The organism is Burkholderia sp. YIM B11467 (assembly GCF_052952715.1).
Genome location: NZ_JBQVSQ010000007.1, coordinates 44611 through 71399 on the forward strand (window position 1 = coordinate 44611; position 26789 = coordinate 71399).

At 67.8% G+C, this 26789-nt stretch carries 17 protein-coding genes; 8 read left to right on the forward strand and 9 right to left on the reverse strand.

The window, feature by feature from the left end:
• Window positions 1–234: 234 nt before the first annotated feature.
• The 5 genes from cydP to ACTRWB_RS23505 all read left to right on the forward strand — a co-directional run bounded on the left by cydP (window position 235) and on the right by ACTRWB_RS23505 (window position 6464).
• Window positions 235–513, forward strand: coding sequence for a cytochrome oxidase putative small subunit CydP (gene cydP / locus ACTRWB_RS23485; RefSeq protein ID WP_048246999.1), 279 nt, complete (start codon window positions 235–237; stop codon window positions 511–513).
• The gene (locus ACTRWB_RS23490; protein WP_446903331.1) at window positions 503–2083 is read left to right on the forward strand and encodes a cytochrome ubiquinol oxidase subunit I; all 1581 of its coding nucleotides are present in this window, start codon (window positions 503–505) and stop codon (window positions 2081–2083) included. Before cydP ends, ACTRWB_RS23490 begins: the two co-directional genes overlap by 11 nt.
• 31 nt (window positions 2084–2114) lie before the next feature.
• Window positions 2115–3251, forward strand: a complete 1137-nt coding sequence (gene cydB / locus ACTRWB_RS23495) for a cytochrome d ubiquinol oxidase subunit II (RefSeq protein ID WP_129513018.1) — start codon at window positions 2115–2117, stop codon at window positions 3249–3251.
• Between the two features lie 54 nt (window positions 3252–3305).
• On the forward strand, window positions 3306–3428 hold the full coding sequence (gene cydX, locus ACTRWB_RS23500; RefSeq protein ID WP_006477761.1) for a cytochrome bd-I oxidase subunit CydX: 123 nt from the start codon (window positions 3306–3308) through the stop codon (window positions 3426–3428).
• Between the two features lie 555 nt (window positions 3429–3983).
• Window positions 3984–6464, forward strand: a complete 2481-nt coding sequence (locus tag ACTRWB_RS23505; RefSeq protein ID WP_446903332.1) for a family 20 glycosylhydrolase — start codon at window positions 3984–3986, stop codon at window positions 6462–6464.
• A gap of 141 nt (window positions 6465–6605) precedes the next feature.
• Here ACTRWB_RS23505 and nagE read toward each other — a convergent pair whose 3' ends face one another.
• The 6 genes from nagE to ACTRWB_RS23535 form a co-directional block, all read right to left on the reverse strand.
• Window positions 6606–8369, reverse strand: a complete 1764-nt coding sequence (nagE, locus tag ACTRWB_RS23510; protein WP_446903333.1) for an N-acetylglucosamine-specific PTS transporter subunit IIBC — start codon at window positions 8367–8369, stop codon at window positions 6606–6608.
• Between the two features lie 89 nt (window positions 8370–8458).
• The gene (gene ptsP, locus ACTRWB_RS23515) at window positions 8459–11041 is read right to left on the reverse strand and encodes a phosphoenolpyruvate--protein phosphotransferase (RefSeq protein ID WP_446903334.1); all 2583 of its coding nucleotides are present in this window, start codon (window positions 11039–11041) and stop codon (window positions 8459–8461) included.
• 15 nt (window positions 11042–11056) lie between these two features.
• On the reverse strand, window positions 11057–12064 hold the full coding sequence (locus tag ACTRWB_RS23520; protein WP_048247009.1) for an SIS domain-containing protein: 1008 nt from the start codon (window positions 12062–12064) through the stop codon (window positions 11057–11059).
• Window positions 12057–13160, reverse strand: coding sequence for an N-acetylglucosamine-6-phosphate deacetylase (gene nagA / locus ACTRWB_RS23525; protein WP_048247011.1), 1104 nt, complete (start codon window positions 13158–13160; stop codon window positions 12057–12059). Before nagA ends, ACTRWB_RS23520 begins: the two co-directional genes overlap by 8 nt.
• 98 nt (window positions 13161–13258) lie before the next feature.
• Window positions 13259–13993: a GntR family transcriptional regulator gene (locus ACTRWB_RS23530; protein ID WP_129513022.1), complete on the reverse strand. Its 735-nt coding sequence runs from the start codon at window positions 13991–13993 to the stop codon at window positions 13259–13261.
• A 316-nt stretch (window positions 13994–14309) separates the two neighbouring features.
• Window positions 14310–15221: a LysR family transcriptional regulator gene (locus ACTRWB_RS23535; RefSeq protein ID WP_129513023.1), complete on the reverse strand. Its 912-nt coding sequence runs from the start codon at window positions 15219–15221 to the stop codon at window positions 14310–14312.
• A 183-nt stretch (window positions 15222–15404) separates the two neighbouring features.
• Between ACTRWB_RS23535 and ACTRWB_RS23540 the strand changes: the two genes are divergently transcribed.
• Genes ACTRWB_RS23540 through ACTRWB_RS23550 form a run of 3 tightly spaced genes read left to right on the forward strand, consistent with a single transcriptional unit; the run spans window position 15405 to window position 21288 of the window.
• Window positions 15405–18851: a molybdopterin-dependent oxidoreductase gene (locus ACTRWB_RS23540; RefSeq protein ID WP_446903335.1), complete on the forward strand. Its 3447-nt coding sequence runs from the start codon at window positions 15405–15407 to the stop codon at window positions 18849–18851.
• Window positions 18852–18875: 24 nt separating this feature from the next.
• Window positions 18876–19811: an ornithine cyclodeaminase family protein gene (locus tag ACTRWB_RS23545; protein ID WP_446903336.1), complete on the forward strand. Its 936-nt coding sequence runs from the start codon at window positions 18876–18878 to the stop codon at window positions 19809–19811.
• 25 nt (window positions 19812–19836) lie between these two features.
• Entirely contained in the window at window positions 19837–21288 is a 1452-nt protein-coding gene (locus ACTRWB_RS23550) for a short-chain fatty acid transporter (protein ID WP_446903486.1), read from the forward strand.
• Between the two features lie 93 nt (window positions 21289–21381).
• Here the strand turns inward: ACTRWB_RS23550 and ACTRWB_RS23555 are convergent, their stop codons facing one another.
• The 3 genes from ACTRWB_RS23555 to imuA are packed head-to-tail and all read right to left on the reverse strand — an operon-like array spanning window position 21382 to window position 26740.
• On the reverse strand, window positions 21382–24606 hold the full coding sequence (locus ACTRWB_RS23555) for an error-prone DNA polymerase (protein WP_446903337.1): 3225 nt from the start codon (window positions 24604–24606) through the stop codon (window positions 21382–21384).
• Between the two features lie 6 nt (window positions 24607–24612).
• The gene (locus tag ACTRWB_RS23560) at window positions 24613–26100 is read right to left on the reverse strand and encodes a Y-family DNA polymerase (RefSeq protein WP_446903338.1); all 1488 of its coding nucleotides are present in this window, start codon (window positions 26098–26100) and stop codon (window positions 24613–24615) included.
• Window positions 26033–26740 carry a translesion DNA synthesis-associated protein ImuA gene (gene imuA, locus ACTRWB_RS23565; protein ID WP_446903339.1) on the reverse strand — a complete coding sequence of 236 codons (708 nt, stop codon included), beginning with the start codon at window positions 26738–26740 and terminating at the stop codon, window positions 26033–26035. The genes ACTRWB_RS23560 and imuA overlap by 68 nt, the downstream gene beginning before the upstream one ends.
• Window positions 26741–26789 lie beyond the last annotated feature (49 nt).

The window sequence follows — 26789 nt, forward strand, 5'->3', positions numbered from 1 at the left end:
CCTGATTCATCAGGTATTAGGCTGTTTGCGGCCCCCTTCCGCATAACCTTGATCTGCCTCAAGTTTCGGCCCGCGTTTCGCGACGGTCTGCCGCAGCGCAGCACTCGGCATCGGAAAGCAGTCCTTTTAAAATTGGCATGTCCGGCGCAAAAGGATTAAAACAGCTTCACGGCCGTCATAAATCCGACGTAAAGTCGCCCCAAAACCGACCTAAATCGATTCAGGATATTCGCCTTGATCTCGATCAATAAAGAGCCTGCGCCGCCTCCCCCGCGGCCGGCCGGCACGATCGGCTGGCGCGCGCGCATCGCCGCGTGGGCACGCGGCCCGACCCTCGCCCGCGACATCACCCTGGTGCTGATCGTCAAGCTGATCCTCCTGATGTCGCTCAAATACGCATTCTTCAATCATCCGCAGGCCGAGCACATGTCGCTTCCGCCTGCCGCCGTCGCCGAGAAGCTGCTTTCGGTGCCGGCGCCTGCACCCACCGAGGGAGACCACCATGATAAGTAGTGAAGTCGTCGATCTGTCACGTCTGCAGTTCGGCATCACGGCGCTCTACCACTTCCTGTTCGTGCCGCTGACACTCGGCCTGTCCTGGCTGCTCGTCATCATGGAAGCGGTCTACGTGATGACCGGCAAGCAGGTCTACAAGGACATGACCCAGTTCTGGGGCAAGCTGTTCGGGATCAACTTCGCGATGGGCGTGACGACCGGCATCACGCTCGAATTCCAGTTCGGTACGAACTGGTCGTACTACTCGCACTACGTCGGCGACATCTTCGGCGTGCCGCTCGCGGTCGAAGGCCTGATGGCGTTCTTCCTCGAATCGACGTTCGTCGGCCTGTTCTTCTTCGGCTGGAACCGCCTGTCGAAGGTCAAGCACCTGATCGTCACGTTCCTCGTCGCGCTGGGCTCGAACCTGTCCGCGCTGTGGATCCTCGTCGCGAACGGCTGGATGAACAACCCGGTCGGCGCCGAGTTCAACTACCAGACGATGCGCATGGAGATGACGAGCCTGTTCGACGTGCTGTTCAACCCGGTCGCGCAGGTGAAGTTCGTGCACACGGTGTCGGCGGGCTATGTCTCGGCCGCGATGTTCGTGCTCGGCGTGTCGTCGTGGTACCTGCTGAAGAAGCGCGACGTCGACTTCGCGCTGCGCTCGTTCGCGGTCGCGGCCGGCTTCGGCCTCGCGGCGACGCTCTGCGTGATCGTGCTCGGCGACGAATCGGGCTATACGACCGGCGAAGTGCAGAAGATGAAGCTCGCCGCGATCGAATCCGAATGGGAGACGGCACCCGCGCCGGCTCCGTTCACGCTGATCGGCATTCCGAACCAGGAGGAACAGCGCACCGACTACGCGATCAAGATCCCGTACGCGCTCGGCTTGATCGCGACGCGCTCGATCGACGAACCCGTCATCGGCCTCAAGGACCTGATGAAGCGCAGCGAGGAGCACATCCAGAGCGGGATGATCGCGTACGGCGCGCTGCAGAAGATCAAGGAAGGCGACACCAGCGCCGCGACGCACGAGCTGTTCGACCAGCACAAGCAGTATCTCGGCTACGGGCTGATGCTCAAGCAGTTCACGCCGAACGTGGTCGACGCGACGCCCGAGCAGATCAAGGCCGCCGCGAAGAAGACGATCCCGCCGGTCGCGCCCGTGTTCTTCTCGTTCCGGATCATGGTGGCCCTCGGCTTCCTGTTCGTCGCGACGTTCGTTGCCGCGTTCTGGTTCTGCGCGCGCCGCGAACTGCTGCAGGACAACCGCCGCTGGTTCCTGCGCTACGCGGTGTGGGCAATTCCGCTGCCGTGGATCGCGATCGAATTCGGCTGGATCGTCGCCGAGCTCGGCCGCCAGCCGTGGACGATCGCGGGCGTGCTGCCGACGCACCTGTCGGCATCGAGCCTGACGCCGACCGACCTGTACCTGAGCCTCGCGGGCTTCATCCTGTTCTATACCGTGCTGTTCGTCATCGAGATCAAGCTGATGTTCAAGTACGCGCGCCTCGGCCCGTCGTCGCTGCACACCGGCCGTTACCACCACGAACTCGCGGCCGCCAGCGAGCGCGCCCCGGCCTGAGCACGCACCCGAAACGGAACAAGGAATCGCTATGGACTATGCAACTCTCAAGCTGATCTGGTGGCTGCTCGTCGGCGTGCTGCTGATCGGCTTCGCCGTCACCGACGGCTTCGACATGGGAGCGACCGCGCTGCTGCCGTTCCTCGGCAAGACCGACGACGAGCGCCGCATCATCGTCAACACCGTCGGTGCAACGTGGGAAGGCAACCAGGTGTGGCTGATCACGGCCGGCGGCGCGATGTTCGCCGCCTGGCCGCTCGTCTACGCGGCGTCGTTCTCCGGCTTCTACTTCGCGATGCTGCTCGTGCTGTTCGCGCTGTTCTTCCGGCCGGTGGGTTTCGACTACCGCAGCAAGCGGCCTGACCCGCGCTGGCGCGCGGGCTGGGACTGGGGCCTGTTCGTCGGCGGCTTCGTGCCGGCGCTCGTGTTCGGCGTCGCGTTCGGCAACCTGCTGCAGGGCGTGCCGTTCAAGTTCGACAGCGACCTGCGCGTGACCTACTACGGCAGCTTCTGGGCGCTGCTGAACCCGTTCGCGCTGCTGTGCGGACTCGTCAGCCTCACGATGCTCGTCGCGCACGGCGCCGCGTTCATCAAGATGAAGACCGACGGCGTGATCGCACGCCGTGCATCGATCGCGCTGCGCGTGTCAGCGTTCCTCGCAGTCGTGCTGTTCGTGCTGGCCGGCGTGCTGATCGCCTCGTATATCGGCGGCTTCCACATCACGCGCGCCGCGGCGACCGACACGGTCGCGAACCCGCTGCTCAAGGACGTCGCCGCCGGCTCGGGCCTGTGGCTCGCGAACTACAGCCAGTATCCGTGGATGATCGCGGCGCCCGTCGTCGGGATCGCGGGTGGCCTGCTGGCGCTGCTGCTCGCCGGCTCGAAGCAGGAGAAGACCGCGTTCTTCTGCACCGGGCTGATGATCACCGGCGTGATCCTGACCGCGGGCTTCTCGATGTTCCCGTTCATCATGCCGTCGTCGCTCGACCCGCGCAGCAGCCTGACCGTGTGGGATTCGACGTCGAGCCACATGACGCTGCAGGTGATGCTGTTCGCGGTGATCGTGTTCCTGCCGATCGTCCTGCTCTATACGAGCTGGGTGTATCGCGTGATGCGCGGCAAGGTCACGCACCAGACGCTCGAAGAGAACAAGCACTCGATGTATTGAACCGGGCCGGGGCGCGCAGGCGCCCCCGTCCACCGTTTCGCAAGGAGTCGGATCATGTGGTATTTCAGCTGGATTCTCGGTATCGGCGTCGCGCTGTCGTTCGGCATCGTCAACGCGATGTGGCTCGAAGCGCGGCAGAAGACGCAGGAAGCGCCCGTGCGGGCGCGCCGCGACTGACGCGTGACGCGTGCGGCGGATCGCACCGCCGCTGTCCGGACGGAACCTCGCTTCGCGCGAGGTTTTTTTTCGTCCCGGCCGCGCGGACAGGCCCGGCACGCCGATGCCAATTTAGCGCCAGATTGATACCACTTGAATACCAATAAAAGGTTTCATAAGATCTTTGGACACGGCCGCTGACAGGCCGAATCCATCTGGTGGGGGAGACATGCGAATCCCGTGTGTGGCGCGCGCGTGCGCGCCGTGTCGTCATCCGTGGGCGGCCGCGCCCGCCGTCGCCGTCGTGCGCACCCGGTCGAGCGCAGCCGGTTGCGGCCGCCACGCCGCCGCGGCGGTTGCCGCGCGCCGTCGATGAGCACGCGTACGCCACCCCGCCGATCCGATCGGCACGCCTGCCCGCCCCCCGTTCCGTAACGCACGCCCCCGCGTGTCGAATGCGCGCGGTGCGGCCGCATCGCCCCGCGTGCTGTATCTCCCGCAGCTCCATTGAAAGACCCGAACGCAGCGACGTCGCTCCACGACGCCGCCACGCCCCCTTTTTTCTCAGGAGTTCGAATGAAGCGTACCTTGCCATCCCTGTTTGCCGGCCTGTTGATCGCGGCGCTGTCGCCGGTCGCGATCGGCGCGCAGCCTGCGTCGACCGCCGGCACCGCACCATCGGCAGCACAACCGGCCGCGCAACCGGCCAATCTCGCGGCGCTGCTGTCGAACGGCCTCGCGTTGCGCGTCGCCGTCGACAACAACCACGCGGCCGCGGCCGGCGTGCCGTGCGCCGATCTCGGCGCCGACGGCGCGGCCTGCGCGACAGGCCGCCTGATCCTGCAGAACCGCGGCCATCAGGCGATCGCCGACGGCGGCTGGAAGCTCTACCTGCACAGCATCCGCCGCCTGCTGCGGATCGACCGTCCGGGCTTCGCGCTGCGGCGGCTCACCGGCGACCTGTACGAACTGACACCGCAGCCGGGCTCGGTGCGGCTTGCACCGGGCGAACGTATCGAGCTGCCGTTCGTCGCCGAATACTGGCTGCTGCGCTACAGCGACGTGATTCCGCGCCCGTACGTGGTCGTCGACGGCGCGCCGCCGGCCGTGCTTCGTTACAACGACACCGACGACGAGCTTCGCTACGTCGAATCGCTGCCGGCCGACGCGCAGAACAACTCGACCGGCAACGCGCCGCCCGTGGCCGCACGGCCCGACGCAACCCGTGCGCTGCCGAGCGTGAAACGCGAGCAGCCGCTGCCCGGCACGCTCGACCTGCGCGGCGTCGAACTCGCGCTGCCCAACCTGCCTGACGCGCAGGTCGCGGCGCTGCGCGATCGCGCGACGACACTCGGGCTCGACGGCGCGCGCGTGCCGGTGTGGGGCGCGGTCGCGCCGCGCCGCCTGCCGGCCGACATCGCGACGCCGGGCGGCTACCGACTCGCGATCGGGCCGCGCGGCGTGTTCATCGAGGGCTACGATCGCGCGGGCCTCTACTACGGCGTGCAGACGCTCTTCTCGCTCGCGCCGGCCGGCGGCGGCCCGATCCCGGCGATGCTCATCGAGGATGCGCCGCGCTTCACGCATCGCGGGATGCACGTCGACCTCGCGCGCAACTTCAAGCACCCGGCGACGCTGCGCCGCCTGATCGACCAGATGAGCGCGTACAAGCTCAACCGGCTGCACCTGCACCTGTCCGACGACGAGGGCTGGCGTATCGAGATTCCCGGCCTGCCCGAGCTGACCGAGATCGGGGGACGCCGCTGCCATGATCCGAGCGAGACGCGCTGCCTGCTGCCGCAACTCGGCTCCGGCCCGGACAACCGCTCCGGCGGCGGCTACCTGACGCGCGACGACTACGTGGCGCTCGTGCGTTACGCAGCCGCGCATTTCGTCGAGATCATCCCCGAGATCGACATGCCCGCGCATGCACGCGCGGCCGTCGTGACGATGGAGGCGCGCTACCGCCGCCTGCATGCGGCCGGCCGCGAGCAGGAAGCGAATGCATACCGGCTGCTCGATCCGCAGGACACGTCGAACCTGACGACGGTGCAGTTCTACGACCGGCGCAGCGACCTGAACCCGTGCGTACCGGGCGCGCTCAATTTCGCATCGAAGGTGATCCGTGAGATCGCGGCGATGCATGCCGATGCGCAAGCGCCGCTGCACATCTGGCATTACGGCGGCGACGAGGCGAAGAACATCTTCCTCGGCGCGGGCTTCCAGCCGCTGAACGGCACCGATCCGAACAAGGGGCGTATCGATCTCGCCGCGCAGGACAAGCCGTGGGCGCGTTCGCCCGCTTGCACGGCGCTGCTCCAGCGCGGCGAAATCAAGTCGATCGACGAACTGCCGACGCGTTTCGCGCAACAGGTGAGCGCGGCGGTCAACGCGAACGGGATCGACACGATGGCTGCGTGGCAGGACGGCATCAAGCATGCGAACGGGCCGCAGGACTTCAGCACGCGTCACGTGATGGTGTCGCTGTGGGACACGATCTTCTGGGGCGCATCGGACAGTACACGCGACCTGAGCGGCAAGGGTTACCTGACGGTGCTCGCGCTGCCCGACTACCTGTACTTCGACTTCCCGTACACGCTCAACCCGCGCGAGCGCGGCTACTACTGGGGCTCGCACGCGACGGACGAGTACAAGGTGTTCTCGCTCGCGCCGGAGAACCTGCCGCAGAACGCCGAGGTGATGGGCGACCGTGACGGCAACACGTTCGAGGTCACGGGCACGGGCCCCGCGCCGCGCATCGAAGGCATGCAGGGGCAGGCGTGGGGCGAGGTGATGCGCAACGACACCTTCCTCGAATACATGGCCTATCCGCGGCTGCTCGCGCTCGCCGAGCGCGCGTGGCACCGGGCCGGCTGGGAGCTGCCGTACGCGGCCGGCGTGCGCTTCAAGCGCGGCGACACGCATCACGTCGACACGGCCGCGCTGCAGCGCGACTGGGCCGGTTTCGCGACGCTGCTCACGCAACGCGAATTGCCGAAGCTCGACCGGGCCGGCATCGGCTACCGGAAGCCGACCTTCACGCTGACGAACCAGTGAACGGTTGAGCGATACGCGATGCGGGCGAACGCATCGCGCAATCGCCCCGCCAAAGAAAAACGGCTTGCGACGCATCGCAAGCCGCTTTCGTTTTGCCGGCCGACCCGAACCCGCGTCGCGGGTCAGGCCGGCTTCATCGCATCAGGCCGGCTGTGCGGCCGCCCCGCTGCCCGACGGCGGCAGGCGCGCGCCGAGCTGTTCGGCATAACGTGCCGCCGCGTTGCCGCAGACGATGTGGAACGTGTCGAGCGACACCCACGCGACGTCGAGCGCGCCGAGACGATCGCGATCGACCGCCGACGGATCACGCACGACAACGCGCAGGCGCGTGGTCGCGATCGCGTCGAGCGACACGACGTTGGTCGCCCCGCCGAACACCGCGAGCCAGCGGGCCGGTTCCGGATCGAGCGGGCCGGCGGCCGCGCCCGTGACGGGCTGCGCCGCGGCGGCCGTCGCCGTCGCTGCCGCACCGGTCGCGCCGCTGCCGATCGCCGCACGCATCTCGTCGGCAATGATGTCGGCCTCGGGCCCGATGATCACCTGCACGCTGTTGCCGCCACGCTTGAGCACGCCACGCGCGCCGATCGACTTCAGTTCCGGCTCCGAGACCTTCTCCGGATCGACGACGGTCAGGCGCAGACGCGTCGTGCATGCGTCGACGACCGACAGGTTGCCCGCGCCGCCGAGTGCCGCGATGTAGCGCTGCGCACGCGGCGCAGCCGCGGCGGCGCCCGCAGCCGGTGCGACGAAGCCACCCGATGCGTACGATTCGACTGCCGCATCGGCCGATGCCGGCTCACGGCCCGGCGTTGCCATGTTGAACTTGCGGATGAAGAAGCGGAACAGCCCGTAGTACGCGGCACCATACGCGATGCCGAGCGGGATCGCGATCCAGCCCTTCGTCGACAGCCCGTAGTTCAGCACGTAGTCGATCGCGCCGGCCGAGAACGTGAAGCCGAGCTTCACGCCGAGGATCTGGCAGATCGCGAGCGACAGCCCCGTCAGCACCGCGTGGATCACGTACAGCACCGGCGCGAGGAACATGAAGCTGAATTCGATCGGTTCGGTCACGCCGGTCAGGAACGACGTGAGCGCCATCGAGAACAGCAGGCCGCCGACCATCGCGCGGCGCTCCTTCGGCGCTTCGTGCAGCATCGCGAGACACGCCGCCGGCAGGCCGAACATCATGATCGGGAAGAAGCCGGCCATGAAGGTGCCCGCGGTCGGGTCGCCCGCGAAGAAGCGGTGCAGGTCGCCGTGCACGATGTCGCCGCCGGCGGGCGGCGTGAAGTTGCCGAACACGAACCACGCGAGCGAGTTGATGATGTGGTGCAGGCCCGTGACGAGCAGCAGGCGGTTCAGGAAGCCGAACACGAACGCACCGATCGCGCCCGCCGTCGTCAGCCACTGGCCGGCCGCGTCGATCGCGTGCTGGACCGGCTGCCAGACGTACCCGAATGCGATGCCGAGTATCACGCAGACCAGCCCCGTGATGATCGGCACGAACCGTTTGCCGCCGAAGAACGCAAGGTAGTCCGGCAGCTTGATGTCCTTGTAGCGGTTGTACAGCAAGCCCGCTACCACACCCGCGATGATCCCGGACAGCACGCCCATGTTCAGCTTGGGATCGATGTCCTTCATGATCGCGGTTTCGATCAGGTAGCCGATCGCGCCCGCGAGCGCCGCAACGCCGTTGTTGTCCTTCGCGAAGCCGACCGCCACGCCGATCGCGAACAGCAGCGGCAGGTTGTCGAAGATCGCACCGCCGGCGTCGGCGATCATCTTGATGTTGAACACGTCGGGCTGGCCGAGTCGCAGCAGAATGCCGGCAACCGGCAGTACCGCGATCGGTAACATCAGCGCCCGTCCCAGGCCCTGTATTTTCAGAAACGGATTCCCGTTCATTCAGTCCTCCAATCCTTGTCTCGTCGTTAATCGTCGTTGACCTAATTACGCTCTTGTACCGAAACGGGCCGCGCGCCCGCCGTCGACGTTCAGTCGAGCGGCCAGACCTCGCGGCTTGCTGCCCTTACCGCCTGTGCCGAATCGAGCGCGAGCAGATCCTGCGCGCGCTGACGGCACAACTGGTAATCGAGACGGCGCACTCGCGCCTTGATGCCCGGCACCGACACGGGGTCGACCGACAGTTCGGTCACGCCGAGGCCCACCAGAATCGGCACCGCGAGCGGATCGCCGCCGAGCGCGCCGCACACGCCGACCCACTTGCCGTGCTTCGCGGCACCGCGCACCGCGATGTCGATCAGGCGCAGCACGGCCGGATGCAGGCCGTCGGACTGCGCGGCCAGATCGGCCTGGCAGCGGTCCATCGCGAGCGTGTACTGCGTCAGGTCGTTGGTGCCGATCGACAGGAAATCCGCGTGTTGCGCGAGCTGGTCGGCCAGCAGCGCGGCCGACGGCACTTCGATCATCACGCCGACCTCGATCGGCTCGGTGCGGCCCTGCGCGCGCGCGAATTCGTCGATGCGCTTTCTCAGCCGCACGAGTTCGCCCGCGTCGGTGACCATCGGCAGCAGGATGCGCACGGCGCCGAACGGCTTCACCGCGAGCAGGCCCTGCAACTGATCGTCGAGCAGATCGGGGCGCACCTGCGCGAGGCGGATGCCGCGCAGGCCGAGCGCCGGATTCGGTTCGGGCGGCAGCGTCAGGTAGTCGACTTCCTTGTCGGCGCCGACGTCGAGCGTGCGGATGATCGCCGCGCGGCCCTGCAGCGCGTCGACGATCGACTGGTAGCTCTGCTCGTGTTCGGCGACCGTCGGCGCGGCCTGGCGATGGATGAACATCAGTTCGGTGCGCAGCAGGCCGACCGCGTCCGCGCCGTTGTCGACCGCGGTGTTCGCGTCGTCGAGCGTCGCGATGTTCGCGGCGACCTCGATCGCGCGACCGTCGACCGTCTCGGCGGCAACGCCTGCCAACTGCCGGTTCGCTTCGCGCACGCCGTCCAGGCGCTGGCGCTCGTGGCGCGCGCGCTCGACGTCGAGTGCGGTCGGCGCGTGTTCGAGACGGCCCGCGCTCGCATCGACGACGACCTGCGTGCCGTCCGGAATCGCGTACAGCGCATCGCCGACCGCAACCAGCGCCGGAATGCCGAGTTGCCGCGCGATGATCGCCGCGTGCGACGTCGCGCCGCCGCGCGCCATCACGAGCGCGGTCACGCGCTGGCGATCGAGCGACGACAGGTCCGACGGCGTGAATTCCTCGGCCGCGAGCACGGCCTCGTCGGGCAGCGCACGCGCCGCGCCGTTCGTGTGACCGAGCGCGCGCAGCACGCGCTTCTCGATGTCGCGCAGGTCGGCCGCGCGTTCGGCGAGCAAGGCGTCGTCGAGCTTCGACAGCGTGTCGATCTGCGTGCGGATCGTCGCGCGCCACGCGAAGCCCGCGCTCTTGCCGAGGCTGATCAGGTCGCGTGCCGCGTCGATCAGCGTCGGGTCTTCGAGCAGCACGCGATGCACCGCGAAGATGCCCGCTTCGCCGACCGCGCCGCGCGCCGACGCGTTGCGCACCGTTTCGTCGAGTTCGCCGTCGACGGCCTTCAGCGCCTGGTCGAGCTGGCGGCTTTCCGCGGCCGGCGTGCCCGATGCCTGCTCGGGCGGCACGATTTCCGCGTCGTCGAGACGCACCAGCGTGCCGACTGCGATGCCCGGTGCCGCGCAGACGCCCGCGAGCGTGTTCGGATCAATCGGAGCGCCGACGTTGCGCGCGATCGTCTGCGGCGCGGGCGACCTCAGCCGCGCCGGTTTTTCCTCGACTTCGCCGTGCGCTTCGCGCAGCAGCTCGTGCTCGACCGCATCGACGGCCTGCTGCGCGTGCGCGCCCCGGCCGACGAGTTCGACCGTCGCGCCTTCGCCGGCACCGAGGCCGAGCAGGCCGACGACGCTCGCGATCGACGCGTTGCGGCCGTCGAACCGCACGTCGACGGTCGCGTCGAACCCGCGCACGGCTTCGCGTGCACGCGCGGCCGGCCGCGCATGCAGGCCGCCCGGCTGCGCCAGCACGATCTCGCGGCGCACTTCGTTGTGTGCCGCCGCGCCGGCCTGCGCCGCCTGTGCGGCCGCTGCGCCCTTGCCGCGCAATGCGAGCAGCGGCGTCTCGCCGGCCGTCGCAAAACCGCTTGCGCGCTCGACGACCTCGAACGCGTCGGAGTTCGCGATCGCGATCACGGACACGAGCGAATGCGCGCTGCGTGCGACCGTGTCCTGGTCAAACTCGATCAGCAGATCGCCCGCTTCGACGCGCGCGCCGGCTTCGACGTGCGCGGCGAAGCCCTGCCCGTTCAGCTCGACGGTGTCGATGCCGATGTGCAGCAGCACTTCCGCGCCTTGCGGCGTCGTGATCGTCACCGCATGGCCCGTGCGTGCGAGATGCGACACGATGCCCGCGCACGGCGCGACGAGCTTGCCCGCGAGCGGGTCGATGCCGATGCCGTCGCCGAACATCCCGCCGGAGAACACCGGATCGGGCACGTCGGCCAGCGCGACGATCGGCCCCGTCAGCGGGGCAAGCAGGACGATCTGATCGTGGGTGGGGCTCTTCAACTGGGACTCCTCGGCGCGTCTCATCGGCTGTCTCGGCTATCAGTGCGTTTCGGTGACTTTGTTCAGGTGGCGCGGCGTGTCGGGATTGCGGCCGCGCGCGACGGCGAGATCCGCCGCCATCACGTAGAACGAAAGAATGGCGGCGATCGGGTCGAGCGCCGAATGGGCGGACTGCGCGAGCGGCAGCGTCGCGCCGGGCGTGCCGGCGGGCGCCGCGAGCAGCACGGCGGCGCCGCGGGCGCGCATGTCTTCAGCGAGCTGCAGGAGGCCGGCCTGTTCGGGCCCCGGCGGCGCGAACACGAGCAGCGGATAGTCGCGGTCGATCAACTCCATCGGGCCGTGGCGGACTTCGGCGCTCGAGAACGCCTCGGCCTGGATGCCGGACGTTTCCTTCAGTTTCAGCGCGGCTTCCTGCGCGATGGCCAGACCGAGGCCGCGGCCGATGACGATCATCCGCTCGATGCCCTCGAGCGCGGCGACGGCCGGCGACCAGTCGAGCCGGCCGGCCTGCGCGAGCACGTCGGGCAGGCCGCGCAGCGCGCTCACCAGCGCGGCATCGCGCTGCCAGTAGGCAACGATCTGCGCGGACAACGACAGCATCGCGATATAGCTCTTCGTCGCGGCGACCGACAGTTCGGGGCCGGCGAGCAGCGGCAACTGATGCTCGCACGCGTCGGCGAGTGGCGACGGCAGCACGTTCACGGCGGCGACGGTGCGCGCGCCGGCTTCGCGCAGCGCGGCCATCGTATTGACGAGATCGGGGCTCTTGCCCGACTGGGAGAATGCGATCGCGAGCTGGTCCTGCACCTTCAGCGGCGCCTGCTGCAGCGTCGCGACCGACATCGGCAGCGACGCGACCGGCACGCCGAGGCGGCTCATCGTCAGGCTCGCGAAATAGCTCGCGGCGTGATCCGAGCTGCCGCGCGCGACCGTCAGCGCAACGGCCGGCGGGTGATCGAGCAATTGGCCGGCGAGCGCTTCGACGCGCGTGGTGTCGGCGATCTGCGCGGCGACGACCTGGGCGGACTCGCGCGCTTCCTTAAGCATATTCGACAATCGATTCTCCTTCGACGTAGGTCGCGGTGAGGTTCAGGTCGCGATCGAACACCGCGAGGTCGGCCCATGCGCCACGCTCGAGGCGGCCGCGATCGGCGACGCCGAGGTAGTCGGCCGCATAACGCGACATCCGGTTCGACACGTCGGCGATCGGCAGGCCGAGCGACACGAGGTTGCGCAGCGCCTGGTCCATCGTCAGCGTGCTGCCGGCGAGCGTGCCGTCGGCCAGCCGCACGCCGCCGAGGCACTTCGTCACGTGCTGGCTGCCGAGCCGGTATTCGCCGTCGGGCATGCCCGTTGCGGACGTGCTGTCGGTCACGACGTACAGGCGCGGAATCGCGCGCAGCGCGGCACGAATCGCACCCGGGTGCACGTGCAGCAGGTCGGGAATGATTTCCGCGTATTCGGCATGCGCCAGCGCCGCGCCCACCAGGCCCGGGTTGCGGTGATGCAGCGGCGACATCGCGTTGAACAGGTGCGTGAAGCCGCATGCGCCGTGCTTGAGCGCGGCGACGGCGTCGTCGTAGGTCGCAAGCGAGTGGCCGAGCTGCACGCGCACGCCGCGCGCAGCCATCTCGCCGATGATCTCGATGTGGCCGGCGATTTCCGGTGCGAGCGTGACGACCCGGATCGGCGCGATCGACAGGTACTTCAGCACTTCGTCGAGCACGGCCGACACGGCCGCGTCGGGCTGCGCGCCGAGCTTGCCGGGGTTGATGTACGGCCCTTCGAGGTGCACGCCGAGCACGCGCGCGCCGCCCGGCGTGCGGGTGCGCGCGACGGTGCCGAGGTTGCCGACGACTTTCATGAGTTCGTCGCGCGGCGCGGTCATCGTCGTCGCGAGCAGGCTCGTCGTGCCGAATTGCGCGTGCGTGCGGGCGATCGTCTCGATCGCGTCGCCGCCTTCCATCACGTCGGCGCCGCCGCCGCCGTGCACGTGCAGGTCGATGAAACCCGGCAGGATGTACGGCGCGTCGTTCTTCGCGGGATCGACGGGCTTGCCGTCGAGCGTGGTGATGCGGCCGTTCTCGCTATCGAGCGAACCGTGAATCCAGCCGTCGGGGGTGAGGATGTTTCCAGTCAGCATGACGTTCTCTTGATGATCTGGTGACGCGGGCATCCGCGTCGTGATTTGCAAATCCGTGTCGTTGCTTCGCGCCTGTCGCGCGCGGGCAGTCTCGCGCGTCAGCGTTTCAGTTCGGCGACGAAGTCGTAATAGTCGTCGCGGCAATACGTTTCGGACACTTCGATCGCGCGCTGGTCGGCACCGTAGCCGATGCGCGTGATCACGAGCAGCGCCGAGCCGGGCTTCACCGCCATCCATTTCGCGATCGCGTGCGTCGCGTTCGCCGCGCGAAAGTGCTGCAGCGCGCGTACGACGGTCATCCCGCGCGCTTCGAGGTATTCGTACAACGACGCGCCGAGCGCCTGCGGATCGGGTACCACCGCGGCCGGCAGCGTCGAATGCTCGACCGCCATCACGATGCCGTCCGCGCGGCGCAGCCGTTCGAGCCGCGCCACCGTCGCGCCGGGCGCGAGACCGAGACGCGTGAGCTCGTCGCGGGTGGCGGCGCGCAGCGTGCGCGACAGCCATACCGAATCGGGCACGAAACCGCGCTGCCGCATCTTCGCGGTGAAGCCGACGAGACGCGACAGCGGATCGGCGACGCGCGGCGTGATGAAGCTGCCCGCCCCACGCGCCCGCTTGATCAGCCCCTGCTCGACCAGCAGCGCGAGTGCGCGGCGTGCCGTGATCCGCGATACGCCGACCGACACCGACAGCAGCCGCTCCGACGGCAGCGCCTCGCCGGCCTGCCACGCGCCGCCGTGTATCGCGCTCGCCAGGTTGCGGGCGAGCTGCAGATAAAGCGGCGTGTCGATGAGCGGATCGGGCGCCAGTTCGGACCAGCTGGTTTCCATGTGTCTCCGGGTGTCGGACGACGACCTCGGGCCGTCGAAAGTGAACGCATTATATAACCACCATAATACCAGTCAACGAAGTGGTATTAGCGGTGCGAAAATCGCCGGAAGCCTTGCCCGGCAAGCGTTTTAGTATCGACAAAGCCTTTGTTTACAACGCAGTGCGGGATAGGGATTTACCCGGATTGGTATGCAAGGGGACAGTTCGAGCGGCCGGTTTGCCGGGTTTTCGGGCGTCGAAATCAGACCAGGATAGAACCACTTTGGGCGACTGGTATGCATCGCGCGGCGGGGGCATGCGCGAGTGCGCTTCCCGCTACCCGGCCGTCTTTCTCCAGGACCGGAACAGCTCCAGCAGCGCGCGGCACGGCGCCGACGTCGCGCCGCCCCGCCGCCACACCGCGCCGACGTCCATCGTCGGCACGGTCACGCTGAGATTGCGACGGCTGATCCGGTTTCCCTCCAGCGACCACGGCCGATAAACGAGATCCGAGAGGATCGTCACCCCGTGCCCGAGCGCGACGAGGCTTCTCACGGCTTCGATCGATTTGCTCTGCATCCAGACGTTCGGCGCGATGCCGTAGCTCCCCCAGTACTTGCCGACGGTTCGCAGGTGCTCGTCCATGTCGAGCAGCAGATAGTTCTCGCGCGCGACGTCCTCGAGGGTGACGCGATGGGCGTCCTGCAACGGATGCCCAGGATGGGTCCACAGCCGGCGCGGCGAGCGAAGAATCGTCTCGTATTTCAGGTCGCCGACTTCCGCGATATTCGACACCAGCAGCAGCGCGATATCGAGGCGATCGTCGACCAGCATGGTCTCGATGGCTTCGCGTTCGCTTTCGACGATGCTGACGCTCAGGTTGTCGAAGCGCTGGGAAATGGCGGACATCAGCGACGGCATCAGATAGGCCGAGATAGTTTCGGTCACCCCGATCCGGACATGCCCGGCGGTCTGCTCCGGCTGCTCCTGCGCGGCCGCCACGGCGCGATCGATCGACATCGTCGCGTGCTGCACATGACGCAGGAACCGCTCGCCGGCCGGTGTCAGGCGCACGCCTTTCGGATGACGCAGAAGCAGCGTGACGCCGACCGCATCCTCGAGGTTTTTCAACGCGATCGTCATCGACGATTGAGACACCGAACAAAGATTGGCCGACTTCGAAATTTGCCCCGTGTCGGCAACGGACACGAAGTATTCGATCTGGCGCAGGGTGACGTGCGTGTTCACGAGAAAGGATCCGAGAAGTCCGGGCAGCTCCGGATCAGCACTGCCTCGAAGGCCCGAACAGTACAACAGGTCGATGGACGCGATATTGATTCAATATATACCGGACCATCGAAAGGATGAATTTGTCATGGCTGCCGCCGCTTCCTAGCATAGTCGCAAACATGAAGCGGACGATGCAAACCGATGGAGACGCAGGAAAAGAAGGGCTACTGCACGTTGTGCCGGTCGCGATGCGGCACGATCAACGTCGTGCGTGGCGACATGATGATCAAGGTCCGACCGGACGATACGCACCCGACCGGCCACGCGATGTGCATGAAGGGGAAAGCAGCCCCCGAACTCGTGCATAACCCGAACCGCGTGCTGTATCCGATGCGCCGCACGCGCCCGAAGAATGCCGTCGATCCCGGCTGGCAACGCATCGGCTGGGACGAGGCGCTGTCCGAGATCGCGGAGCGTCTCGCGTATTTCAAGCGGGAAAACGGCGCCGAGTCGGTCGCCTTCGGCGTCACCACGCCCAGCGGCACGCCGATGAGCGACAGCATCGACTGGGTCGAGCGATTCGTCTGGTTGTTCGGAAGTCCGAATATTTGCTATGCGACCGAGATCTGCAACTGGCACAAGGACAGCGCGCATGCCTTTACGTTCGGCTGCGGCATTCCCGTCGCGGATTACCGGCATGCCGAACTCATCGTGCTGTGGGGAAACAATCCCGCCAACACCTGGCTCGCGCAGGCCGATGCGATCGCAACAGGCCGCCGCAACGGGGCCAGGCTGATCGTCGTCGATCCGCGGCCGACCGCGCTCGCACGGGAGGCCGACCTGTGGCTGCGCGTCCATCCCGGTACCGACGGCGCGCTCGCGATGGCGATCGCGCGGCAGATGATCGCGACCGGCAACGTCGACGATGCATTCGTGCGCGAATGGACGAACGGCCCGTTGCTCGTGCGGGCCGACACCGGGCGGTTTCTGCGCGAGCGGGACCTCGACGGCGATGCGTCGGGCAACCGCCATGTGCGCTGGAACGCGACGCTCGAGCGACTGGAACTCGCCGGAGAGGAAACCGCGCCCCGGCCTGCCGACCTGTTGATGACCGGCGTGCGCCGCGTGGCGATCCGGGATGCGGCGGGCCGCTGCGTGGACGTGGACTGCACGCCGGCCTTCGACCTCTATTCGAAGGCGCTCGACGCCTATACGCCGGACTATGCGGCCACGATCACCGGCGTCGACGCAGCCGACATCGTGAAGGCCGCTGAAATGCTGCGGCCGCATCAGGCCATTGCCTATCACGCCTGGTCGGGTGTCGGCATGCACACCAATGCCACGCAGACCGAGCGATCCATCGCGACGATGTATGCGTTGACGGGTGCGTTCGACACGCGCGGCTCGAATCGGGCATGGACGAAGCAGCCGGCCAACGCGGTCAGCAGCTACGCGATGCTGAACCCGCGGCAACGCGCGAAAGCGCTCGGCCTGGCGGAGCGGCCGCTCGGCCCTCCCGCGCAAGGCTGGGTAACGGCACGCGACGTCTATCGCGCCATCCTCGACGGGGAACCCTACCGCGTGCGCGCGCTGTTCGCGTTCGGCACGAACATGGTGCTGTCCCAGGCGGATGGCGGCCTCGCGCACGACGCGCTCTGCGCGCTCGATTTCCATGTTCACTGCGATCTCTTCGAGACGCCGTCGTCACGCTATGCGGACATCCTGCTTCCGGTGAACACGCCGTGGGAACGGGAAGGTCTGCGACTCGGTTTCGAGATCGACGAGCACGCGGTCGAACTCGTGCAGTTGAGGCAGCGCATGGTGCCGCCGCGAGGCGAGAGCCGGGCGGACTACGACATCGTCTTCGACCTGGCCGTGCGGCTCGGGATGCAGGACGCGTTCTTCGGCGGCAGCATCGAGGCCGGATGGAATCACGTGCTCGAACCGCTCGGGCTGAACGTCGCGTCGCTGCGCGCCCATCCGGAAGGCATCTACAGGCCGTTGCCGCAACGCGAGCGGCAATACGCTGCAGCAACGCCCGACGGCATTCGCGGCTTCGACACGGAGACGCGGCGCGTCGAACTGTATTCCGAGAAATTGCATCGTCACAGCTACCCGCCCGTTCCGCAGTACGTGCCGCCGCAGCATGGCGAGGATGCGCACGCGGACAATCGCCGGCGCTTTCCCTGCACGTTGACCTCGATGAAGAACGGGTACTACTGCCACAGCCAGCATCGCGGCCTGCCGAGCCTGCGTCGCCGCGCGCCGCATCCGATAGCGGAACTCAACGACGAACTGGCGGCCGAACACGGCATCGTCGACGGCGACTGGTGCCTGATCGAAACGACGAACGGCTCGGCGCGCTTCAAGGCGCGCGTCGTACCGGAACTGGCGCGCAACGTGATCGTGGCCGAATACGGTTGGTGGCAAGCGTGCGACGAGGTCGGCCAGGACGCGCTCGCCGTGGGCGGCCGCGACAACAGCAATTTCAACCAACTCGTGTCGGCGACGCAACTCGATCCGGTCAGCGGATCGTCGCCGCTGCGTTCCGTGCGCTGCCGCATCCGGCGCGACCAGTCGGTCGATCCGGCGCGCCGATCGTGGAAAGGCCTGCGGGACTTTGTGGTGTCCGCCATTCGCGAGGAAGCGAGCGGCGTGCGAACCGTCACGTTTCGAGCCGCGGACGGCGGCGCACTGCCGGACTATTTGCCCGGTCAGCACGTGACGCTGCATATCCCGTCGCTCGGCGACGGCGGGACGACGCGCGCCTATTCGCTGACGGGCGCCGCCCGCGAAGACGATCGCCGCACTTACGCCATCTCGGTACGCCACCAGAAAGGCCGGGCCGGCGACGGCACGGCGTTCGAAGGCGCGATGTCGTCCTACATTCACGGCGCGCTCGAGGTCGGCGATCCCGTCTTGCTCGGTGCGCCCGGCGGCACGTTCGTCGTGCCGCCGGCATCGCGGCAGCCCGTCGTGATGTTCGCGGGCGGCATCGGCATCACGCCGTTCATCTCGTACCTGGAATCGATCCGGGATCAGGCGGACCGGGCGCCGGAATCGAGACTCTTCTACGCCAACCTGAACAGCAGGACGCACGCGTTCCGCGACCGCATCGAGACCTTGAAGCGGCGACTGCCGAAGCTCGAAGTCGTCAACTGCTACAACCAGCCGCACGACGAGACGCCGGGACGCGACTATCAGATACACGGCTACCTGTCGGCCGACGTGGTCGCCGACGATCTGATCCGGCGGCGCGCGCGGTTTTATCTGTGCGGCCCCGAACCGATGATGGAGGCGATCACGTCGGGGCTGATCGCGCGCGGCGTGCCGCCTTTCGACATCTTCAAGGAAGCGTTCAGATCGCCGTCCCGGCCGACGCTCGACCCGTCGAAGCGATATGCGGTGCAGTTCACGCGGTCGCGTCGCACGGCCACCTGGACGCCCGGCGACGGCAGCCTGCTGTCGTTCGCGGAGCGTCTCGGCATCGCGTTGCCGAGCGGTTGCCGGGTCGGACAGTGCGAGAGCTGCGCGGTCAAGGTCGTATCGGGCGAAGTCACGCATCTGAGCGGATCCGGGCCGGACGAAGCCGACATGTGCCTCGCCTGTCAGGCCATTCCGGCAACCGACGTCAGCATCGACGCCTAAACCCCGATTGAGGAAAGGTTCACCATGAAACATTTCGACGCCGTCGCGACACGCGACGCGCTGGATTTCGAATCGCTGGTCGCACGCCTGAAGCAAGCGTTCGTCGACGGCTGCCACGTGCCGCTGCGTCATTCGCACGTGCTCAATGCCGGCAGCGAAGACGAAGGCACGGTGCTCATCATGCCCGCGTGGGAAGACCACGGCTATCTGGGCATCAAGACGGTCAACATCTTCCCGGGCAATGCGGAACACGGCATGCCCGGATTGCACTCGACCTACGTGCTCTATGACGGGCGGACGGGCAACCCGGTCGCGCAACTGGACGGAAACGAAATCACGTCGCGCCGCACCGCTGCTGCGTCGGCGCTGGCCGCCACCTATCTGGCCCGCCCCAACGCATCGCGCCTCGTGCTGATGGGTGCCGGCCGGGTCGGCAGCCTGGTGCCGCTCGCGTATCGCAGCCAGTTGCCGATCTCGCACGTCGAGGTGTGGGACAAGGATCCCGACGCAGTGGCTCGACTGGTCGACCGGCTGACCGGCGCCGGTTTCGATGCAGCGGCCGTCACGAATCTCGAGGAGAGCGTCCGTCGCGCGGACGTCGTCACCTGCGCGACGCTGGCGACGGAACCGATCGTCTGCGGCAAGTGGCTCGCACCGGGCTCGCATCTGGACCTGATCGGCAGTTTTACACCGCGCATGCGCGAAGCGGACGACGACTGCTTCCGGCAGGCGGAGATTTATGTCGATACGGACGAGGCCGCGCAAAAATCCGGCGATCTGCTGGGTCCGCTGGCGCGCAGCGTCATTGCGCCCGACCACCTGAGCCGGACGTTGACGGCGCTGTGCCGGGGCGAAGCGCAGGGGCGGACGAACGCTCTTCAGCGCACCGTGTTCAAGGCCGTCGGCACCGCGCTGGAAGATCTGGCCGCGGCCATTCAAATTTATGAAAAAACAAACTGAAGCCGTGACGGGCAAGGAGATCGAGATGAAAGAGCTGATGGGCGTGCAGCGCGGCGACGCGCCGGCGGCTGACCGCGAACGCGTGCTTGAACGGATGGCCGCGGGCATGGCTCGCTGGTCGGAGAAGTGGTTCCCGGACGCCTATATCTTCGCTGCGCTCGCGGTGATGATCGTGGCGGCGGGCGCACTGGCGGCCGGTGCGCCGATCACGCGGGTCGGCGTGGCGTTCGGCGACGGCTTCTGGAGCCTTATCCCGTTCACGATGCAGATGGCGATCGTCGCCATCTCGGGTTATGTCGTCGCGGTATCGCCGCCCGCGTCGAGGTTAATCGGTGCGCTCGCGCGCGTGCCGTCGTCGGGGCGCGCAGCGGTGACGTTCGTCGCGCTCGTCAGCATCGTTGCGTCATTGTTCAACTGGGCAATCAGCCTGATCTTCAGTGGCCTCCTGGTTCGTGCGCTGGCGCGCCGTACCGATCTGCGCATGGATTACCGCGCAGCAGGCGCGGCCGCTTATCTCGGCATGGGCGCGACGTGGGCGCTGGGTTTGAGTTCATCCGCGTCGCAACTGCAGGCGAATCCGGACAGCCTGCCCAAGGCGCTGCTGGCGATCTCCGGCGTCATCCCCTTCACCGAGACCATCTTTCTCCCGCAGTCGATGCTGATGGCCGCGGTGCTGACCGTCGCGTCGCTGCTGATCGCGTATCGGTCCGCGCCCAACGACGCGCGGGTGAAGACCGCGACGGAGCTGGGCATTGCGCTCGACGAAAGCCATGCCACGCTCGCCCGCCCGACCCGCCCGGGAGACTGGCTCGAATACAGCCCGCTCGTCACCGTCGTGATCGTGGCGATCGGTGCGATCTGGGCCTGGCACGAGTTCACGACGAAAAACCCGCTGATCGCGATCTCGAACCTGAACACGTACAACTTTCTGTTCCTGCTGCTAGGGATGCTGCTGAACTGGCGACCGCGGCGATTCCTCAATGCCGTCGCGCGTTCGGTGCCGTCGGTTGCGGGTGTGCTGATCCAGTTTCCGCTGTACGGCGGGATCGCCTATATCCTGACCAAAGCGGCGGCGCCCGCCGGGCTGCCGCTCTCCGATCACCTCGCCCACTTCTTCGTCGCGATGTCGTCGCATGCGTCGTTTCCCGCGGTGATGGGCGTGTATTCGGCCGTGCTCGGGTTCTTCGTGCCCTCCGGCGGCGGCAAGTGGATCATCGAGGCGCCGTACGTCATCGAGGCGGCCAAACTGCTGCAGGTTCATCTGGGCTGGGCCGTGACGGTCTACAACGCGGCGGAGGCATTGCCGAACCTGATCAACCCGTTCTGGATGCTGCCGCTCCTCGGCGTGCTCGGCTTGCGGGCCCGCGACATTGTCGGTTTCACGTTCACGCAACTGGTTGTTCACCTGCCGCTCGTGATCTTCATGCTCTGGGCACTCGCAGGCACGCTCGCCTACCATCCGCCGGTGATGCCGTAACGCGTATCGGGGTCGGCTTCCGGCCTTTGGAGGCGGTGCGGCGCGGCGATGATCGGACGGTGTCGCGCCCGTCGTGCCGCGTGCATGCCGGCCTTAGTGGAATTCGCGGCTCGACGTGCGCAGGCCGCCGAGCAGCGGCGTCAGATCCTCGAAATGCTGCGCGACGAGGTGCCTCACGTCGCTCGCGACCTGCCACACGCCGGACGCGGCGAGCAGCCGCGAATCGAGCGTTTCGCGGCGCTGCCGCGCGAGCAGCTCGGGCCGGACGATCACGTTCACGCAGCCCGTTTCGTCCTCGAGCGTCATGAACATCACGCCTTTCGCGGTGCCCGGCATCTGCCGCGCGGTCACGAGCCCGCATGCGCGGGCGAGCCGGCCGTCGGGACGGTCGTGCAGTTCGGCCGCGGACGACAGCCGCCGCGCGCGCAGCGCGGGCCGCAGCAGCGCGACCGGGTGGCGGTTCAGCGTGAGGCCGGTGGTGTCGTAATCGGCGAGGATGTCGTCGGCTTCGGACGGCGCGCCGAGTGCGGGCTTCTCCGGCTCGTCGATCGGCGCGGCGGCGAGCAGGTCGCGCTCCGGCGCCGCGGCGACGGCCTGCCACAACGCATCGCGGCGATGGCCGGCGAGCGTCGCGAGCGCGTTCGCGGCGGCGAGCGCTTCGAGATCGCGGCGCTCGAGCTGCGCGCGGCGCGCGAGTGCGTCGACGTTCTCGAACGGGCCGGCAGTGCGCGCGGTTTCGATCCTGCGAACGGCGGCTTCGCCCAGCCCGCTCACGAGCGACAGCCCGAGCCGAACGGCCGGCTGGCCATGCGGAGGTGGCTGGCCGGGCAGCGCTTCGAGCTGCGCTTCCCAATTGCTTTGTGTGACGTCGATCGGCAAAACCTGCACGCCGTGCCGCTTCGCGTCCTGCACGAGTTGCGACGGCGGATAGAAACCCATCGGCTGGCTGTTCAGCAACGCGGCGAGGAAGATCGCCGGTTCGTGGCATTTGAGCCAACTGCTGGCGTAGGCGAGCTTCGCGAAGCTGGCCGCGTGGCTCTCGGGGAAACCGTAATCGCCGAAGCCCTTGATCTGCTCGAAAATCTGCTCGGCGAATTCGGGCGGATAGTCGCGCTCGCGCATCCCGTCGACGATCCTGCGGTGATACTGCTCCAGATTGCCCTTGCGCTTCCACGCGGCCATCGCGCGACGCAGTTCGTCGGCCTCGCCGGGCGTGAAACCAGCCGCAATCATCGCGATCTGCATCACTTGTTCCTGGAAGATCGGCACACCCTGCGTGCGTTCAAGTGCGGGCTTCAGGTCTTCCTTCGGGTAACTGACTTTTTCGATGCCCTGGCGCCGTTTCAGATAGGGGTGCACCGCGCCACCCTGGATCGGCCCCGGCCGCACGATCGCGACCTCGATCACCAGATCGTAATAGGTGCGCGGCCGCAGGCGCGGCAGCATCGACATCTGCGCGCGCGATTCGATCTGGAACACGCCGACCGTATCGGCGCGGCAGATCATGTCGTAAGTCGCTTCATCGTCCTGCGGAATGTGCTTCAGCGTGAACGGCTCGCCGTCCGGCTCCGGCGGCCCGCGCCACGCGGTGCGCATGTCGAACGCACGATGCAGCGCCGACAGCATGCCGAGCGCGAGCACGTCGACCTTCATCAACCCGAGCGCTTCGAGATCGTCCTTGTCCCACTGGATCACGCGCCGCCCGTCCATTGCCGCGTTCTCGACCGGCACGAGCCGCGTGAGCTTGCCGCGGCTGATCACGAAGCCGCCCGAGTGCTGCGACAGGTGGCGCGGAAAGTTGAGCAATCGCCCCGACAGTTCGGCCCATGCGCGAATCATCGGCGTCGCCGGGTCGAGCCCGGTCGTCGCGAATTGCTGCAGCAGATCGCGGCTGCCGTCGAACCAGCGATGCCCCTTCGCGACACGGTCGATCAGCATCGGATCGACACCGAGCGCCTTGCCGGTTTCGCGCAGCACGCCGCGCGGTCGGTATGTCGAAACGGCCGCCGCGATTGCGGCGCGATCCTTGCCGTATTTCCTGTAGATATGCTGAATGACTTCTTCCCGGCGCTGATGCTCGAAGTCGACGTCGATATCGGGCGGCTCGCCGCGCTCCTCGCTGATGAAGCGCTCGAACAGCATCGTGCTCTGTTCGGGATTCACCTCGGTGATGCCGAGGCAGAAACAGACAACCGAGTTCGCTGCCGAGCCTCGGCCCTGGCAAAGAATGTTCTGGCTGCGCGCGTATTTGACGATGTCGTAGACGGTCAGGAAGAACGGTTCGTAACGCAGCTTCTCGATCAACGCCAACTCGTAGTCGATCCGCTCCTGCACGTGCTCGGGTATCGTTCCGGAGTAACGTTGAAGTGCACCGTCCCGAGTCTCCTGCTTGAGGTAACTCGTTGGCGTATGTCCCTTCGGCACGATCTCGTCGGGATACTCGTAGCGAAGCGTGCCGAGGTCGAAATGACACGCATCGAGAATCGCGCATGTCTCCGCGATCTCCTCCGGCGAAAACAGCTTCGCGATCCGTCCGCGCGAACGCAGATGCTGTTCCGCATTCGGCGCAAGCGCATAACCGCACTCCGAAACCGGCAGGCCGACGCGGATCGCCGTCATCACGTCCTGCAGCGCCTTGCACGAACGCCGGTGCATCGTCACATCGCCGAGTGCAACGACGCGCACGCCCCGCCGCTCGCCCGCCGCGCGAATCTCCTCGCGCTGCACACCGTCCAGCGCACGCTGCAATTGCACGAGCCCAAGCCGCGCACGCTCGCCGAACGTCGCACGAAACCATGCGACCTGCGCATCGAGCACGTTCGCGCGAACCGGATACGCGGGGACAAGAATCGCGAAGCAATCCGGCATCCCGCGCAGATGTGCGAATTCCTCGGGGGGTGCCGACAGCATCCGCGACGTCAGCTTGTAGGTGCCCTTCGGCGCTGCCATCCGCCGCCACGAAATCAGCTCGGACAGGTTGCCGTAACCCTCGCGGTTCTGCGCAAGCAACACGAGCCCGAACGCACCGGGGCCCGGATCGTGGCCGGGCGCGACTTCATCCGGCGTGACGTCGAAATACGAACCGATGACGAGCGGCAGCCCCGGCAGCCCTTTCGCCTTCGCCTCTGCCTTCGCCGCGACATGCATGCGTGGTGCGCCTGCGAGCGAGCATTCGTCGGTGATCGCGATCCCGCGATAGCCGAGCTCGATCGCACGCTCGACCAGTTCCTCCGCATGCGACGCGCCATGCAGGAACGAAAAATTCGAACGGCAGAACAACTCCGCGTAGTCAGGAAGAAACTTGAATTCCGCAGCCATCACCACTCACCCGAACAGGCCATGCAGGAACCAGCGCGGCTCGGACTCGCTCCCCGCTCGCTCCCTGAACACCCAGTAGCACGCACCGGCTTCATCCTGCGCAACGTGGTAATCGCGCGCGGCAAGCTGACCGTCGAACCACCCGGCCTCGATCCGCTCGGGCGACGACATCATCCTGAGCGGCGTATGAAATACCGGCCGGTTCTCGCGCATCAACAACGGCTGCGGCTCGGCCAACAGCCACGCGGGGCGCGGCGGCACGGCCGGCGGCCCGCCGGCCGGCTTGCCGGCCTGCGCATCGAGCGGCAGCCAGCGGTTCGCGGCCTCGGGCCGGTGATCGGCAACAGGCGCCGCGCGCAGCACGTTCTCCGCGCCGAGCCGCGCGACCAGCAACTCGAACAACCGCGCACGCGTCTCGCGCGTGCCGCCCGGCTCGGGAAAAAGATCGTCGGCCGGCGGCGCGACCGATTCGACGCGCGTGGCCTTCAGACGCACCGCGATCACCGCGGCCGGCAACTCGACGCGCGCGAGCCGCTCGCCGAGCAGCCGCATGAAGTGCACCTCGTCGCGCACGGGCGCGGCGAACGCGAGTTCGAGCGGTGTCGGCGGCACGGCCTGGCGGCCGCGCTCGTGCTCGAGATCGAACGTCATCGCGGCCAGCGACAGTTGCCGCGCGGCCAGCCAGCCGCAGAGCTGCACGACGAGCCGCCGCGCGGCGAACAGCACGGCTTCCGCGTATTCGACCCGCTCCGGCAATTCGAGCCGCACGTCGAACACGGGCGGCACCGCCATCCATGCAAGCGGCTCGACCGCCTCGCCGTATGCGCGATCGAGCGCGGCCAGCAGCGCGGGACCGCAGCGGCGCTGCAGCCCCGCACGCGGCAGCCCGCGCAGATCGGCGAGCGTGCGGCAACCGAGGCCGTCGAACCAGCCTGCATACGGACGCGCATCGGGCAACAGCACACAGGGCAGCCCGTCGAGCGAGCGGACGAGCGAGGCCTGAGCGGCGATGCGGCGCCGGATGCGCGCACGGGCCGACGTGCGCGCGAGCAGCCACGCGCCGCGCCCGGTCGGTGCGGCGGACAGGCGCGCCGCGTAGCCGAGCGCCGCGAGCGTCGCGCGCACCTGGCGGCACAGCGACGGCAAGCCACCGAACAGGCGCAGGCTCGGGCCGACGTCGACGATCAGCGTGGCTTCGTCGTCGAGCGCGACGCACGGCGAGAAGCGCAGCAACGCGAGCGCGACCGCGCGCAGCGCATCGGCCTCGCGCGCGGGATCGCGTTCGACGAGCTGCGTCTCGGGCGCGAGCGTCAGCACGCCGCCGCGCTTCATGCCCGCGCGCACGCCGTGCCGCTGCGCGAGCGCATCGGCGATCAGCACGACGCCCTGCTCGAGCACCGCGCAGCCGGCGCCGCCGGCCTCCGCGTCAGACGGCTGCGGGGCGCACACGTCGAGCGGCAGGCGCGGCAGATGGATGCCGAGCAAGACGCGCATAACGACTCTCCACGATGGGCGACGGCAGGTCGAGCGCGAGCGGCTCGCTGCGTGCGGGCCCGCGACGCTTGACGATGTCGAGCGAGACGCCGCCCGGCACGGGATACAGCGCGACGCGCAGCACGGCCGGCGACGGCTGCCGCGCGGCCGACAGCGGGCGCAGCATCACGAACAGCGTGTCGCCCGTGCGCGCGGCCGCGAGATGCAGGCGCCGCAGCGCATCGGGCCGCGCGTCCTGCCAGAGCAGCAGCGCGCCGCAGCAGCCGGTCTTGAGCGCCTGCTCGGCGGCCCACAATGCATCCGTGCGGCTGCCGGCGCGCAGCCACAGCAGCGCGTCGGCCGGCACGCCGAGACTGGCGAGCGCGGTCGCATGCGGCGATTGCGGCGGCGCGACGAGCGCGAGCGGACGCCGGGCGCTGACGGTGCGCGCGAGCGCAGGCGCGAGCAGCCGCATCTCGCCGCAACCCGGCTGCGCGGACAGCAGTTCGACGAGCCCGCCGACCGGCCAGCCGCCGCCTGGCAGTTCGGCGGTCAGCGACGCGAAGCCGGTATCGATCGTGCGCGGGCCGCCGCGCGCGAGCTGCGAGCCGCGCCAGAGCGACGGATGAAGGGATTCGGGAGAAATGGAGGATGCGAGCATGACGCCACCCACAACTGTATGGATATACAGTATATGGCAATGCGCTCGC